The 14,623-nt window shown below is 40.8% G+C and carries 13 protein-coding genes; 9 read left to right on the top strand and 4 right to left on the bottom strand.

Annotation, left to right across the window (positions count from 1 at the left end; all coding sequences use genetic code 11):
• Positions 1–239: 239 nt before the first annotated feature.
• Positions 240–3,002, bottom strand: coding sequence for a TonB-dependent receptor plug domain-containing protein (locus SJ2017_RS18265; RefSeq protein ID WP_080916836.1), 2,763 nt, complete (start codon positions 3,000–3,002; stop codon positions 240–242).
• Between the two features lie 11 nt (positions 3,003–3,013).
• On the bottom strand, positions 3,014–5,830 hold the full coding sequence (locus SJ2017_RS18260) for a cadherin-like domain-containing protein (RefSeq protein ID WP_080916835.1): 2,817 nt from the start codon (positions 5,828–5,830) through the stop codon (positions 3,014–3,016).
• A 687-nt stretch (positions 5,831–6,517) separates the two neighbouring features.
• Between SJ2017_RS18260 and dusA the strand changes: the two genes are divergently transcribed.
• The 4 genes from dusA to SJ2017_RS18240 all read left to right on the top strand — a co-directional run bounded on the left by dusA (position 6,518) and on the right by SJ2017_RS18240 (position 8,594).
• Positions 6,518–7,537, top strand: coding sequence for a tRNA dihydrouridine(20/20a) synthase DusA (dusA, locus tag SJ2017_RS18255; protein ID WP_156003350.1), 1,020 nt, complete (start codon positions 6,518–6,520; stop codon positions 7,535–7,537).
• Positions 7,538–7,860: 323 nt separating this feature from the next.
• Positions 7,861–8,208, top strand: coding sequence for a hypothetical protein (locus tag SJ2017_RS18250; protein ID WP_080916833.1), 348 nt, complete (start codon positions 7,861–7,863; stop codon positions 8,206–8,208).
• A gap of 3 nt (positions 8,209–8,211) precedes the next feature.
• On the top strand, positions 8,212–8,391 hold the full coding sequence (locus SJ2017_RS18245) for a hypothetical protein (RefSeq protein ID WP_055023441.1): 180 nt from the start codon (positions 8,212–8,214) through the stop codon (positions 8,389–8,391).
• Entirely contained in the window at positions 8,388–8,594 is a 207-nt protein-coding gene (locus SJ2017_RS18240; RefSeq protein ID WP_080916831.1) for a PspC domain-containing protein, read from the top strand. Before SJ2017_RS18245 ends, SJ2017_RS18240 begins: the two co-directional genes overlap by 4 nt.
• Positions 8,595–8,698: 104 nt before the next feature.
• On the opposite strand, the gene SJ2017_RS18235 is transcribed toward SJ2017_RS18240, so the two are convergent.
• Positions 8,699–9,436, bottom strand: a complete 738-nt coding sequence (locus SJ2017_RS18235) for an enoyl-CoA hydratase (protein ID WP_055023439.1) — start codon at positions 9,434–9,436, stop codon at positions 8,699–8,701.
• Between the two features lie 35 nt (positions 9,437–9,471).
• Here SJ2017_RS18235 and SJ2017_RS18230 point away from each other — a divergent pair, with 35 nt between their 5' ends.
• The 3 genes from SJ2017_RS18230 to SJ2017_RS18220 are packed head-to-tail and all read left to right on the top strand — an operon-like array spanning position 9,472 to position 11,681.
• Positions 9,472–9,957 (top strand): copper chaperone PCu(A)C, encoded by a 486-nt coding sequence (locus tag SJ2017_RS18230; protein WP_055023438.1) that lies wholly within the window; start codon positions 9,472–9,474, stop codon positions 9,955–9,957.
• A gap of 12 nt (positions 9,958–9,969) precedes the next feature.
• A complete protein-coding gene (locus tag SJ2017_RS18225) occupies positions 9,970–10,941 on the top strand; it encodes a DUF2333 family protein (RefSeq protein ID WP_055023437.1) in 972 nt (323 codons plus the stop codon).
• A gap of 2 nt (positions 10,942–10,943) precedes the next feature.
• Entirely contained in the window at positions 10,944–11,681 is a 738-nt protein-coding gene (locus SJ2017_RS18220) for a TIGR04219 family outer membrane beta-barrel protein (RefSeq protein WP_080916829.1), read from the top strand.
• Positions 11,682–11,768: 87 nt separating this feature from the next.
• On the opposite strand, the gene tolC is transcribed toward SJ2017_RS18220, so the two are convergent.
• The gene (gene tolC, locus SJ2017_RS18215; protein WP_055023435.1) at positions 11,769–13,076 is read right to left on the bottom strand and encodes an outer membrane channel protein TolC; all 1,308 of its coding nucleotides are present in this window, start codon (positions 13,074–13,076) and stop codon (positions 11,769–11,771) included.
• A 396-nt stretch (positions 13,077–13,472) separates the two neighbouring features.
• On the opposite strand from tolC, the gene nudF reads away from it, so the two are divergent.
• Entirely contained in the window at positions 13,473–14,087 is a 615-nt protein-coding gene (gene nudF / locus SJ2017_RS18210) for an ADP-ribose diphosphatase (RefSeq protein WP_080916828.1), read from the top strand.
• Positions 14,088–14,161: 74 nt separating this feature from the next.
• Positions 14,162–14,602: a DUF1249 domain-containing protein gene (locus SJ2017_RS18205; RefSeq protein ID WP_055023433.1), complete on the top strand. Its 441-nt coding sequence runs from the start codon at positions 14,162–14,164 to the stop codon at positions 14,600–14,602.
• The last annotated feature ends 21 nt before the right edge of the window (positions 14,603–14,623 follow it).

Below are 14,623 nucleotides of genomic sequence, written 5' to 3'. Positions count from 1 at the left end.
CACATTAGGAGAAAGTTATGTTCGCATCACGAACTAGTTAAAAAAGATCCAGACATATCGTTGATAATATTTACATCGTGTTTATGCGTGATTGTTATCAATTAAATCTGGAATACATAATATTAATTAGGCTATTTAATTTAATAACCGTAAGTTAGGTTTAGGGTGCTCAGCGTATTGGTAAACTAAATAGCTTACCAACACGCAGGTCTAGCTTTGTTGCAACTTATGCTGTGTCTTTAGTCATAGGTATAATTTATGCCTAGCCAGAAACTCCGGCCAACCTCAACCCCAGACTCACCTGGTAATACCGAATATGTTCTGCTGTCTAATAAGTTACTTATATCAAAGCTCAAGGCTAGGCCGTGCTTATTGAAATCAGGTAATCGGTAGCGTAATGATGCATTAAATAAAATGGCATCATCGTATTCAAACTCCCTATAAATAGTCGCTTCGAGGGGTAACAATTCACCTGAAGGGGTTGTCTCAATAATATCTTCAAATTCATGTACTTCTGAAGTTGCTGATACAGACGTGTAGCCTTGGGTGTATGTTGCGGTTAACGTCGTTTGTAAATCATCAGTCCACTTGGCGGTCCAGCCCATATTAACTATCCAAGGGCGTGCATAATTTGATGCAAGTCGGTCAAGGTCGTCTAGAGAAACAGCGGTATAAATTGTTTCTTCTGTGCCATCTTCATTAATGATAGTGGTTTCATAAGCAACAATATCTTCAGCTGGTGTATCGTCGATATTGTCATCATAGCTTTCCTGACTCGTATAAGTTTCAGACCAAGAAGTATTCGCCCAGAAACTATGATTGCGCCATTGGCCATTCCAAGACAGGGAAATACGCTTTTGCTCGCTCTCACCTTTGTTAACTTGATAAAGATAGGTATAGCCTCCTTCTCTAACAGAGTCACCCTGACCAATTTCATCCTTGTTTTGGCGCCAAACGCCACGCAAGGACAAGAAACCACCAAGCACTTCTTGTTTCCAGCCCAAGGTTAATTCATCAGAATAGGGGGTTTTTACGCCGTCGTATCGATACCGCGTTAAGTCTTGCTCGCTGTCATCAATCCAATCACCGACAACATTATTGTATGAGTCACGGTATTGGGTGATATAAGGTAACTGCTGCTCGCGAATTGCATAGGTTGTTAAATTCGCATCGTAATAGCGGCTAGCACCAAAAGTGATTAAGGTTTGGTTGTCGCCAAAAAGGTCATAACCACCGGAAATACGTGGCGCGATATTATGATTACCAAAGAAATCTTCAGTGTCATAACGCAAACCTAAATTTAGTTTTAGGTTGTCCCACTCGATCACATCTTGAATGTACATTGATGCTTTACGCACAGTGACATCAATATGTTCCTCTTGATAAATAACTCGCCGTTGAAAAAACTGTCCCGTTGTACCGACTGACTTTTCATAAAGCGCGAGGTGTTCAGGGTTGGTTGGATCAAATGGCTCACCTAATATGGCTTCCAGCTCTTCAATAGAGGTGTTATTTGACTGTTCAATACAATCGTAATTGTTGCCATTACAGTCAACTTGGCTGTTTATTCTAGCGTTAGAATAGGTCACAGCTTGCTGCTCTCGATCACGCAATATTTGCTGACTTTCTAATTGTAGACCCATACTAAATTGATGGTCTAAGTCCCAAAAATTGGCGTCAAAATCAAACTTGTTATTTAACGAATAGGTGATTTGTTGGGTATCGAGATCACCATAAGCACCTTCTTTAGATACGGTCGCCCAAGGATCAGCCCAATCTTTTCCTGGAACATTCGCCCAAGAGAAGTAATCTTGAGGTGCTGTGCGGCTATTTTCACTGTAACGACTGTTAGCAGTAATTTTCCAGTCGGCCCAACCAAGGTTTCGATAACCCACCGCGTTTAGTGCATAGCCACCCCCTTTGGTTGTGTACTCACTATTTAAGGTGTCAGTGAGAATATCGTGATTTTCAAAAGGGGCATAAAGCGCTGATACACTAAGGTGATCAAACCAATCTAGTTCAGAGTCGTACTTCAACATCACGTTCGAGTTTGTACTTTCGGTATCTTCTAATACGCCAAGGGACTCGATACTCTGTGTCGATGTGGTGTGATTAACATTTAGACCAATACCTCGGCCATCTTCCAGCTTCTTAGCAAGTTGAAGTTTGTATTGGTGTTTGTCATATACCGGCTTGTCAAAAGTAGATTCAGAAGGATCGGCATTGTCGCCATAGATATCATGGAACTCCACCCAATCAGAACTAGTGCCTCGGTACCCCAGTCTTACCGCGGGTAAATCCCAGGCATCTTTACTTTGAGATTCCACAACACCACCCACAAACTCGCCATATTCGACGGGAATATTAGAGTCATAGACGGTAATGCTTTCTACTAAGTCTTTGTTTAAGAAGAACTCGTTTGTATGACCCGCTACTGAGTTTTGGCTACTTGTGGCTAATGAAGAGCTACCAGGGTCGATACGGCTATTGACGTTCATTCCGTCTATAAAAAATCCATTTTGGTAGGCTTTACCGCCAGAAATAGATACCTCACGCGAACGAATGTCCGTTAGACTCGATAAGCTATTGTCAGCTTCACTGGTTTGAATACCCGGAAGACCTTTTAATAGCTCAGTAATGTCACCATTGCCAATAGGGGCATTTTCAATGAAATCCTGAGATAGGAATATTCTACCTTGGGCTTCAAGTACTTCTGGGCCAAAGTAACGACCTGTGACTTCTATCACCTCAACAGGTGTTCCGTCATTGTTAAGGCAGCCTTTCATTAATTTAGCTTGCTCGTCGCTCAGTAACTTCGCTTCGGGAAAACGTAAGTGCTGAGCACAGCTCTGCCATAATTCAGCAGTCTTTTTAGTGCTTGCCAGGATTGTTTGTTGTTGCTGTTCAAAAGAGTCAACCTCTTCCGCAAAAGCGGAAAAGGTTACCGTTAGGTTTAACGCCAGCATCATGCTGACGTATACAGGATTAAGTGTTAACTTCATAGTGTTAACCGTTACTGCGCGTTATCAGGCAATAGTGGATTAACATCTTCGCTGTCAAGAATACCGTCACCGTCAGTATCATCATCAGCGGTCAAGCCAGAAGCGGTGATTTGTTCTTCAGTTGCTGTGCTGATGAAGAAGTTAGGCTTACCGTCTTGATCTGTATCGACGTTAGCAGCAACAGTTGCAGGGAAATCTTCTTGTAGGGCGATTTCTTCAGCTAATACAGAGGTAAGCTCTAATTGAGCAGCTTCTGCATTGGCATCTCGAGCAATGATCTCTTTTGCTAAATCGTAGTTACGCGCTCCAGCAAGTAGGGCGACCGAATCCTCGTAAATATTAGCTTGAATGGTTGCGGTTTGTGTTTGCACCTTGGTATCAATGAAACTAATTAGCTTTGCAATATCAGCTTGTACGCTGGCTAAACTTGTCGCATATTCATCCGATGCTGCGTGATAACGCATTTGTGTTACCACAGAGTACGCATCAGTAGAGGTATTAAAATCATCAGGGCTAGCAAGTTGCTCAAGTATATCAATACCTAAGTCTAATCCTGCTTCTTCATCGCCATCTTCTGCAGCAACAAATGCCTCATATCCGGCTATATATTCGTTTACTAATGTTGTTGTTTGCTCAGCAGCACTCATTAACAAGCCGTTAAGTGCAGCGCTTTGGGAAAATTCGTAACGCCATTCAATACGGTCTTCAAAATCACTGACTATGTCGATCAACGATAGTGCTTCAATGGTCGTGGCTGCTGCGACTTCTGACTCATCGACTTTACCAGCAATGCTCATCAACTTCTGTCGTGCATCTAACAGGTTAGAGGTTGTAAGGCCTTCTGCGTTGATCGGGTAGTTATCAGTTAATAGTTGATGGCAGGTTGGGAATAATGCTTTGGCATCATCTTGAGCATCCATCCGTTGGAGTAATTCGATCAATTTACCACAGCCCCAGTCGCCAACAATGTAGGCTGGAGACGTCAGCCTTTCATTAATCATTTCTTCACTGGTAAGAATGCCTTTGGCAACTTCAATAGCCTGTTTGGCTTCATCATACATACCATAATTAATAAGGTGTGTGGTTAATCCTGGGCTGGTAATTGTTTGCTCTGCAACGGCTCTGAACTGTGTTCGGTAAGCATCTGGTGATAGAGCAATTAAATAGTCTGTTGCGGTTTCAACACTGCCACCCTCAAGTATGATTGATAACCCATGATAATCGTCAATCTCTTCCTGAACCGTTGATTCATACCGATCTAAGAATTCGGAACCTGCTACAATCGCTAAAGCTGGGTTCGGTGTTATGTTAGGGTAAAACAGTTCTAGCGGACCGGCCGCGAGTTGTAATGCATAAGCGACGCCGTTCTCTTTGGTATATTCCGCATACTCATTCGCTGGACGATTATATTCTTCATCGTAAGTTACCTCACCGTGTAGAGAAATTATCCGCGCGATGAGCTCCTTACTTTTAAGCTCTTCGCCTGCACGAACATAGTATTCAAGCGCCCAGCCGTAATAAAATGCTCGTCTATAATAATCAGGGCTTCCGGCATTGGTTTTTGAAGAGGGTAAATACTCATAACCGATATCTTCAATGTACTCGACAAAATGATCAACGGAAGCAACAAATTTAAGTCGATTCGCCTCTGTTTTATCCGCCAAGTATTGTGCTTGCAATGCCTCGACATAATTACGGTTGCTAGTCAGTAAATAGCCATAACTTGTCGTATATTCATCAGATTTTAGTGCTTCTTTAATCAGCTCAAGCGTTGCTAATACATTTTCGGCGCCTAGTTCATTGCCGCTGTCTTGATAATCGCCTAATAGAGAAAGGTAAAATCCACCATCTGAGGTATTGAAGCTACTAAAGCCTTTGTCTGCGACGTAGATATTGTAGACTTTTAATGCCTCATCACGAAGTGTGTCACCTTGGTCAAATAAACCATTGTCATTATAGTCAGATGCAATATCTTTTAATGCTCTGGCTTTGTTGTCTTGATTAATAATATCTTCATTGACAATACGGCTACTTTCGTCAGTAAAGCCTGCATTGGCATAACCGCGGGCTAACGCAAGGTAGGCTGGGTCAGCTAGATTGTCTTGTTCAAGGCTATCAATTAATGCCTGAGACTGCTTAAGATGTGATAATTCGGAAGCGTAGTAATAGTCTTGCTTTTGCTGATTAGTTTCGTAGCTAGGCTTAAGCTCAATAACGGCTGTGAGCATGTCAGAATGCCCATCGGTGACACCTACTGTAAAAGATTTGGCAAATGATAATGGGTCTGCGGTGTAAGTGAATGAGCCCGTTATTGCATCAAGTGTTAATGTTCCTGATTCTGGGGCAGCTTCAATGCTGTAGCTTAGATCGTCATCGTCAGCATCCGTCGCCACAATTTGTCCTTCAGTCACACCATTTGCATTCACAGCGATGCTGCTACTTACAATTACGGGGATGTCATTCACATTGGTGACAGTGAATACCAGATTTGCTGAGGTGGCAACCGTTCCATCACTTGCTTGTACTATTGCGGTGTCTGTACCAAAAAAATCAACTGCTGGCGTATAACTGTAGCTTCCATCAGCACTCAATGAAAGTGACCCATTTTCAGGTGTCTGAGTAATAGAAAAGGTGATTTGATCGCTATTTTCATCAGTGGCGATTAAATTACCATCAAAACTAGTGTCTTCTTGCACAGTTACAGCCAGTGAAGTTGTGTCAAATACTGGTGCAGAGTTTGAGTCTGAAGAGCCTCCACCACATGCTGTTAGTAATGCGGAAACTACAGCAATAGCTAAAGGTGCGATCGGGAATGTATGCTTCGCCATCAGAAAGTCCTATTTATTATCAATTTATATTCGCGGGCATTTTGATACCGCATTGTTACAAATGCAAATCATTCTCATCACGACTTGATACATGTTTTTAGTTTTACGATCACGATCGCAACTATTTGTAAATTTTAGTTTGACAATGTAAATTAATTGAAAGCGTTAAAAATAGATTTTTTCCTATTTAGGATAAAGGTTATGCTATTGATTTATATCTATTATTAATATTATGGTAATCGGTTTAAGCTTTTATTTTGTCTTTGTGGAAATTATCGGTTGTAAGGGTGTTGTTAATTCCTAGGGGGGCTGTTCAATTTGGTTAAGGGGGCAAATTTACCAACATTTACATTTCAATAACTCCAACTGGTTAGTAAAAGAGTTCAAATTGGCACCTCAGAATGAGGAAAGTTGGGGACAAAAGTAGAGGTTATAGCTGGATTAAGTTTACCTGTCATTCTGACTGTCGTGTAATAAGCGGTTGCATTCTTTCTTGTACGCTTATTAATGGTATAATTCGTCTTTTTGTATGCTCCGTTGTTTATAATAAACCACTTTAGAAGAGGTGGATCAGGTTCCCCAAACGGACTGAAAAGTAAGAATAGGCCTGAAAGGCATTTTATTTAAGCTGGTTGTAATCGATAGTTTTTGGTTTAACCAATTGATTTGTAAAAGGTTGAGTTAGTTGTGACAAACAAGAAGTTAAACAGAGCACTCTCTATTGCGCCCATGCTGGATTGGACTGATAGACATTATCGCTATTTTGCTCGGTTGATGTCAGCGAATACCGTGCTGTATACCGAGATGGTCACCACAGGTGCAATTATTCATGGTCAAGGCGATTACTTGGCGTATAACGAAGAAGAGCATCCTGTCGCGCTTCAATTGGGCGGTTCAAATCCAAAAGACTTAGCTACGTGCGCCAAGTTAGCGTTTGAGCGCGGCTATGATGAGATTAACCTCAATGTGGGTTGTCCTTCTGATCGAGTCCAGAATGGCCGTTTTGGTGCCTGCTTAATGGGCGAGCCACAACTTGTGGCTGAGTGTGTTGATGCGATGAAGCAAGTTGCTGATATCCCTGTAACGGTTAAAACTCGAATCGGTATCGATGAGCAAGACAGTTATCAATTTCTCACTGATTTTGTTGATTCGGTAAAAGCGGTTGGCTGCGATACCTTTATTGTGCATGCTCGAAAAGCGTGGTTACAAGGATTAAGCCCAAAAGAGAACCGGGAAATACCGGAACTTAATTATGAGCGTGTGTACCAGTTAAAGCGTGATTATGCCGATTTGAATATCAGTATTAACGGCGGTGTAAAAACCTTAGAAGACTCGTTAACGCACCTAGAGCAATTAGATGGTGTGATGATAGGCCGTGAGGCATATCAGAACCCTTATTTACTCGCTAAGGTTGACCAGATTATCTATGGTGATGATAAACCCGTCATTACCCGTGAGCAGGTTATTGAACAAATGATGCCTTATATTGAGCAACATTTAGCGCAGGGCGGACGGTTAAATCATATCACTCGTCATATGATTGGTTTATTTCAAGGTTTACCTGGCTCAAGAGGATGGCGCAGACATTTAAGTGAGAATGCTCATAAAGCTGGTGCTGGTGTCTCGGTTATTTGGGACGCAGTGGCAAGAATGGAGCTAAGCCGCCCACCTGCTGATGTGACCTTTTATCCTAACAACAACCTTTGATAGTTGTGAATGATTATCTTGCATTGGCATCTAGGCTATTAGTATCGCTAACATGATGCGGCTGTCGAGCTAAATTAACTTTTAAAAGCGTCTTTATAGGGCGCTTTTTTTTGACTGTTATTTGGCTAATTAAGTTTTAGCTAATTTCACTATTTTAGTGGTTAAAAATACTAATAGTTTAAAAAACGCTCAATGCGCTTTTTAGTCGATTAGAAAGTTTTTTAATAAAAAATCTTATAAATCAGGTGTTAAAAAATATTTTAAAACTTGGCACGCAGCTTGTAATAACCATGGTGTACCCAACAAATGAAAAGGAAGACATCATGTTTAACTCAACTACAAATACAACTGGTTCATTATTATCGGCAAACACTAATGCAACTTCATCAGCAAAAAGTGTCATGAAAAAAACAGCTTTGGTTGCACTGCTTGCAACAGCAAGTATGGGAGCACAAGCAAACGATTTGAACAGTGCCGATGTGATTCATGTGTTAGAAACTCGAATCAGTGAAACTGCAACAGAAATGCTGCAAACAGCGAAACAAGAAATTGTATTGTCACTGCATAGTCAAATCGCTGAGCAAGTATTTGCTTTAAATAGCTCACTAGAATTAGCTGAGTCAGCACAGGAAGAAAATGCGGAATCAGTATTAGCCAGTAACGAGGACTAATTCATGGATTTAATGATGATATTTCATTTAGCAGATCCGTTGATTTCACTTCTTCTGCTTCCCGTAATCAGTTTTATTGTGTGTTCACTTTTGATTTGCGGGTTGCAGCGGTACCAATTTAGCCATGTAGATGCTATCTCAGCAGAATTTAACCAAGCTGGTTTAGTAGGAGAAAAAGAATGAACATGTCAGATGTAGAGAACTATTTGAAAGCTAAAAAACGATTAGTGTGCGGCGCATGCCTTTCGGTAGCAAAACAATTCGGTTGGTCTGTCATGTGGACGCGTGTATTAACGTTTATCGTTATCTTTTTAAGTCCAACTGTTGGTCTAATAGGTTACTTTATCGCTGCCATTATCGTAAGTCAGCAACAGTCTCGCTATTAATGTAAGGGACAGTGATGGTCATCACCGCCCCTAGCTGAAATTACTTGCATCGTCAGTTGATTACCAAGCTGGTTTTAGATGAGCCGACTTAATGACCACATTGATTAGCGAGATAAAAATGCTTGGAAGCAGGCTTTCGCTTCATCACTTTTTAACCTTTCACTAAATAACTCAAGCTCAGTAAGCATTTGCTGTTTCACTTCTGCTTGATTGTATCGTAGTAACTTTTTAGATGCTTGCATGGCCAATGGTGGCTTAGCCGCTAATTTTTTAGCTTGGCTTAACACAAAGTTATCTAAATCCGATTGTTCAACCACACGATTAATGATATTGAGCTCATATGCTGTCTCTGCGGTAAAACTTTCGCCTAATAAGAGCAATTCTGCCGCTTTTTGCTGGCCAACAATCAAAGGTAAAAGTAAACTCGAGGCCGCTTCTGGGACTAACGCTAAATTCACAAACGGTAACTGAAATTTAGCACTGTTATCAGCGTAAACGAGATCACAATGTAGCAGCATGGTTGTGCCAATCCCAACAGCTGCTCCAGATACAGCAGCAACAATTGGTTTTTTGAGCGTGAGCAAGCAATGTAAGAATTGTACCGTAGGATGACTGTCGTTTAGCTCGCCGCTGGCAAGGAAATCGGCAATATCATTACCTGATGTGAAACATTTGTCTTCACCACGCAACATAAAGGCACGAATGTCATTGTCGCTCTCACCTTGGATCAGGTATTCTGTAAGCTGTTGGTACATTTTAAGATTAAAGGCATTACGTTTTTCTGGACGATTAAAACTGATAATACGTACGCCTTGATCATCCTTAACCTGAATCTGGCTCATTCGTTGTTTTCCTTATGGACGCGAGTAGGGTGTAAATGGAGTTTAAGACATTGAAAGCAATATTCAAACAACTGTTTAGTTTTTTAGTTTTAACCACGTTTTCTTTTTCGGCTTTTGCTGGAATAATGTTAAGTGATGGTCATGTAAGAGCCATGCCTGCAAGTGTGCCAAATACCGCAGCATACATGACATTAATGAACCATACTGACAAAGCAATCACATTAGTCGCTGTGAATACACCAGTGGCAAAAGAAGCTCAGCTTCATACGTTAATTGAAGAAAATGGCATGGTAAAAATGCGTCAGGTAGAAGGGTTCGAGATCCCGTCTCATGGCACCTTGTCATTACAGGCCTCTGGTGATCATATCATGCTGTTATCACTTACAGAGCCTTTGAAAGTAGGGGATACAGTCCCTTTAGAATTGGTTTTTAAAAATGGCGAACTACTACAAGTTGAACTGACGGTTGAGAAAAAGGCGAGTAATGAATCCCAAGAAAGCCATCATCACCATCATCATTAAGGAGTTGTATTGATGCAAGTAACAAGGAATAAAGTCATTGGCGTAGTCGGGTTTATCTTTTTAATCGGATACGTTATCTCGGTTTGGTGGAGTATCGAGCCTGATATTCTTGAGCCAGAAGTACTGCAAAATGAGCGCGGTGAAGATGTTGTTGGTTATGCGACCACATCGTCATTAATTTCAACCATGGAAACCTTATTGGACAAACCAGGTGGCTGGTTATCCAATGATATTATGCCACCTTCTGTGATGATGGATAATATGCCAGCATTCGAGTTTGGCGCATTAGAGCAATCTCGTGATTTGGCCTTAATTATGCGTAAGGAGTTCAGTCGTTCGCAATCACAATCAACGGCAGATGCAGACTTACTTGCCGCTCATTCAAAACTGAATATTGAGCATACTAGCTGGTTAGTGCCGAGTGCTGAAAGTGAATATCGTGAAGCCATAAAACTATTGAAACTTTATCGCGCTAAAATCAGTGATACTGAAAACAGTAATGCCCAGTTTTATGCCCGTGCAGATAATTTAAACGAGTGGCTTAAAGAAGTGCAAAAGCGTTTAGGCAGTATGTCACAACGTTTATCTGCCAGTGTTGGTCAAGATAGATTGAATACCGATTTAGCTGGTGATACCGCAGCAAGACAATCAACGTCATCAATGGCGAGCTTAGAAATAAAAACAAGCTGGTGGAAAATTGATGATGTGTTGTATGAAAGCCGTGGTTCTGCTTGGGCGTTATTAAACTTTATGAAAGCCATCGAAGTTGATTTTGCCGATGTGCTGGAAAAGAAAAATGCTGAGGTGAGCTTACGTCAGATAATTCGTGAACTCGAAGCAACTCAGCAAACCGTATGGAGCCCAATGGTTTTAAACGGTGATGGATTTGGATTGGTGGCTAACCACTCTCTAGTGATGGCCAACTATATATCGCGTGCAAATGCCGCGGTGATTGATTTAACTAACTTACTCTCTCAGGGATAATGATGAAAAAGACACTTCTTGCCACTGCCTTATTAGGTATGTTGAGCGTTTCTTCTGCTCATGCAGCTACTGTTGTTGGTTTTAAAGTTGGTGGTGATTACTGGGATGCTGATACCAGTGGTTCATTCAACAGCGATGATGGTGTAGCACAAACGTATAACTACGAGTCTAAGTCTCAAGGTAGTTTATGGGTTGCCTTTGAGCATCCAATTCCTTTAGTGCCGAATGTCAAAATTCGTGAAAACCGCCTAGAAGGTAAAGGAAGCCAAATCGATTCAAACTTCATGTTTAATGGTCACCAGTTTGATTCTGATACGACAGTTTTCAATGACTTAAGTAACACTGATTTTGTGCTTTATTACGAAATCTTAGATAACGATTTAGTTGCTTTAGACTTAGGTGCTGCTTACAAACAAATGCACGGCTCTTTACGTGTTCAAGATCCTGGTCATCCAGAAGAAGTTGATGTCGATAGCGGCATCGTTATGGTTTATGCCAGCGCTGAAGTCGGTGTACCAGGACTCGGTTTATATGCATTTGCTGACGTGATGTTAGGTGTTGATGAAACGAGTGTATACGACTACAACGCAGGTCTTGGTTGGAAGTTTGATGGTGTTGCACTTGATACAGCTGTTCGTGTGGGTTACCGCGAATTTAACTTTGACGTTGATGACTTCTCTAGCACAACTCAAAACATGTCATTTAAAGGTGCTTTTGCCGGTGTTGAATTGGCATTCTAATCAGCCTTCAATGTAGGTTGAAACAAGCAAAAAAAACCGCCGATTGGCGGTTTTTTTATGCTTAGCATTTAATCATCACAACATAGATTATTGTGCGATTAAGCCATTATTGATAGCAATGATGTCATCTTCACTCAAGGTACCAGCTGCTTGTTTAAGTGCTAAGATTGAATTGATGTAACCGTATCGCGCATCAGATAACTGACGTTTTGAATCATATAAATCACGTGTACGGTTGAGTACGTCAACAATGGTACGTGTACCTACTTCAAAACCAGCTTGAGTTGCTTTTAATGCACTTTCAGAAGAAATCACTGATTGCTCGTAAGCACGGATTGAACTGATTGATGCACCAACGTTGTTAAAGTTATTGCGCACATCTTTTACAACACCACGATGAACTTGCTCTAGCTTCTCACTAGCTTCAACGTATTGGTACTGCGCTTGTTTAACTTGTGAAGATACTTTAAAGCCTTCAAAAATCGGTACACTTAATGTCACTGCAATGTTGGCATTATCGTAATCGGCACCAGGGCTTTGCTCAAAACCTTTAGTGTAACCCGCACCTAAATTAAGCGATGGCATATGGCCTGCTTTATATAGCTCGATAGTTTTGCTCGCGATATCACGGCCAATACGTTGAGTCATCAAATCAATACTATTGGTTTCAGCCATGGTTAACCACTCTGAAGAGGTGGTTGGGCTTGGTGCACCAGCAGAGAATCGGTTGGTATCAAGGGTATTAATCGATTTATGATCAATACCTGTGATTTCACGTAATGCTTCATAGCTGTTGGCTAATGTGTTTTCTGCAAGAATTTCAGTTGCTGAAGCTAAATCGTATTGAGCTTGCGCTTCATGCACATCAGTAATTGCGGTAAGGCCTACAGCAAAACGTTGTTTAGTTTGCTCAAGCTGACGCTCAATCGCGCGTTTTTCTGCGCCTTGGAATTCATAGTTATCTTTTGCGGTTAATACATCAAAATAAGCAGTCGTTACACGAATAATTAATGATTGTAATGCCGATGCGTAAGCTGAATCAGCTTGCGATGCAGCCATTTCAGCAAGGTCTAAGCCAACCCATGCACTGTGATCGTAAATGACTTGGTTAAGGCTTAAACCACCAGTAAAACCTTCAGGCTTTTCGGTAGGCGAACCTTCTGAATCATTCCATGCTTTAGAGTAACCTACGTTAGCACTGATGGTAGGTAATAAAGGAGCACGGTTTTCTTCAATCGTTTCGTATAATGCATCACGTTGAGATTGTGCTTGCAATACAATTGTATCGCTTGTTAGCGCTTGCTGATAAATTTGGAGCAAATCATCGGCATTAGCTGCAGGTGCAGCAACCGCTAATGTTAGCGCTGCGTATAAAGAACGTATTTTAAATTTCATTTGCTGCCCTTTTAGACATGGCCTCCTAACCTGGAGGAAATATTAACTTTGTTGTGCACAGATTGACTATGTGAGCAAGATCGCTTTGTGTGTTTGTGATCCACTTAAAACTTTGTGCAATCCCGCTATGTATCTAGTGTATATGATAAAAAGACTATCATCTTTAAGCTAAATATCAACTTTCAAGTTGTAACAGACTTTTTTCACCTTACATGGTTAAATACAATACTCAGCTATTGGTATTTTTTATGGTGAATTTTATCTATTTCCTGCTGCTTATAGTATAGGAAACTACCATCGCAATACCAATAATGACTTTAGCAAATATCAAAAATCAACATTGGCTAATATACTCGATAAAATATTTCAAAGGGCTTACAAACTGTAAGAAAAAATATGAAAGATACTGAGATAATAGAACAGTTTAACGCATCTACTGATGTTGAAATAATTTCAACAAAGACCTTATATAAAGGTTTCTTTCAACTGGATGAGTATCGATTTAAGCATAAGTTATTTGCTGGTGGTTGGAGTGAAGAGGTCACCCGAGAGGTTTTTGAGCGTGGGCATGCCGTTGTCGTGTTACCGTATGATCCTATGAGACGACAAGTCGTATTAATTGAACAAATACGCCTTCCTGCATTAGCAACAACTAATTCTGTTTGGCTTCTTGAACTCGTGGCAGGTATGATTGCTGCCGGTGAAGTACCAAGTGAAGTGGCTGAGCGTGAGTTATTAGAAGAAACCGGTTTAACAGCTTCCGAAGTCAATCTTGTAAACAGTTACTTAGCGACTCCGGGTGGTTCATCTGAGCGTTTTCATTTTTATTGGGCTAAAGTTGATGCTTCTAAAGCTAAAGGCATTCATGGTTTAGACTATGAACATGAAGACATAAAAGTACATGTTGTTGATGTTGATGTCGCTATGGAAATGGTTAACTCAGGTCGAATTGATAATGCGTCTACTGTGATTGGTTTGCAGTGGTTAGCACTCAATATAGATAAAATTTAACTGCCTAAGGTCCTGCAAAACAGATTTACCTTAACTATTGCGAAATAGCTATTGATATTGAAAGAGAGAACCCAGTGAGCCAAGTGAGTGAAAAAGAGAAGTATCAGCCTAATGTCAGTGCGTTTTTGGCACTGTGCGGGCGCAACTATGCCTTAATTCTAAAGTGGCTTCCTGAAGATGCCGCTTTAAATACTCCTTGGATTATTGCTGGGCAGTTTGGACAACTCCACGTCACATTACTTGAAAACACTAAGTATACTCAATTAATTGAAATTTCACGCCATTTGCCCAACAGTGATTTCCTTACCACACCTAAAGCTTGTGTGCGAGTCTATCATGATGCTCAATTAGCAGAAGTGTTAACTAGTCAACAGATTTATCGACTGAAAGCAGTGTATGATTATCCAAATGTACATATGCATCAAACGGATGAGAAGTATCAAGTTAATGCATTTCTGGAGGAGTTATTGAAGATTGGGTGTCGTCCTAAAGATATCAGTCTATCAGTACTCTAATACATTGAATTAATTTATGTT

Origin of the sequence: Shewanella japonica, assembly GCF_002075795.1 — a bacterium.
GTDB classification, from domain to species: Bacteria; Pseudomonadota; Gammaproteobacteria; order Enterobacterales; family Shewanellaceae; genus Shewanella; species Shewanella japonica.
Note: the sequence above shows the minus strand (reverse complement) of the source record. Positions and strands in the feature narration are given on the sequence as shown.

Excerpts from the sequence above, each read along its gene's own strand:
- SJ2017_RS18265 (WP_080916836.1), bottom strand. The coding sequence starts at position 3,002 with ATGAAGTTAACACTTAATCCTGTATACGTCAGCATGATGCTGGCGTTA.
- SJ2017_RS18260 (WP_080916835.1), bottom strand. The coding sequence starts at position 5,830 with ATGGCGAAGCATACATTCCCGATCGCACCTTTAGCTATTGCTGTAGTT.
- SJ2017_RS18250 (WP_080916833.1), top strand. The coding sequence starts at position 7,861 with ATGTTTAACTCAACTACAAATACAACTGGTTCATTATTATCGGCAAAC.
- SJ2017_RS18245 (WP_055023441.1), top strand. The coding sequence starts at position 8,212 with ATGGATTTAATGATGATATTTCATTTAGCAGATCCGTTGATTTCACTT.
- SJ2017_RS18240 (WP_080916831.1), top strand. The coding sequence starts at position 8,388 with ATGAACATGTCAGATGTAGAGAACTATTTGAAAGCTAAAAAACGATTA.
- SJ2017_RS18235 (WP_055023439.1), bottom strand. The coding sequence starts at position 9,436 with ATGAGCCAGATTCAGGTTAAGGATGATCAAGGCGTACGTATTATCAGT.
- SJ2017_RS18230 (WP_055023438.1), top strand. The coding sequence starts at position 9,472 with ATGGAGTTTAAGACATTGAAAGCAATATTCAAACAACTGTTTAGTTTT.
- SJ2017_RS18225 (WP_055023437.1), top strand. The coding sequence starts at position 9,970 with ATGCAAGTAACAAGGAATAAAGTCATTGGCGTAGTCGGGTTTATCTTT.
- SJ2017_RS18220 (WP_080916829.1), top strand. The coding sequence starts at position 10,944 with ATGAAAAAGACACTTCTTGCCACTGCCTTATTAGGTATGTTGAGCGTT.
- tolC (WP_055023435.1), bottom strand. The coding sequence starts at position 13,076 with ATGAAATTTAAAATACGTTCTTTATACGCAGCGCTAACATTAGCGGTT.
- nudF (WP_080916828.1), top strand. The coding sequence starts at position 13,473 with ATGAAAGATACTGAGATAATAGAACAGTTTAACGCATCTACTGATGTT.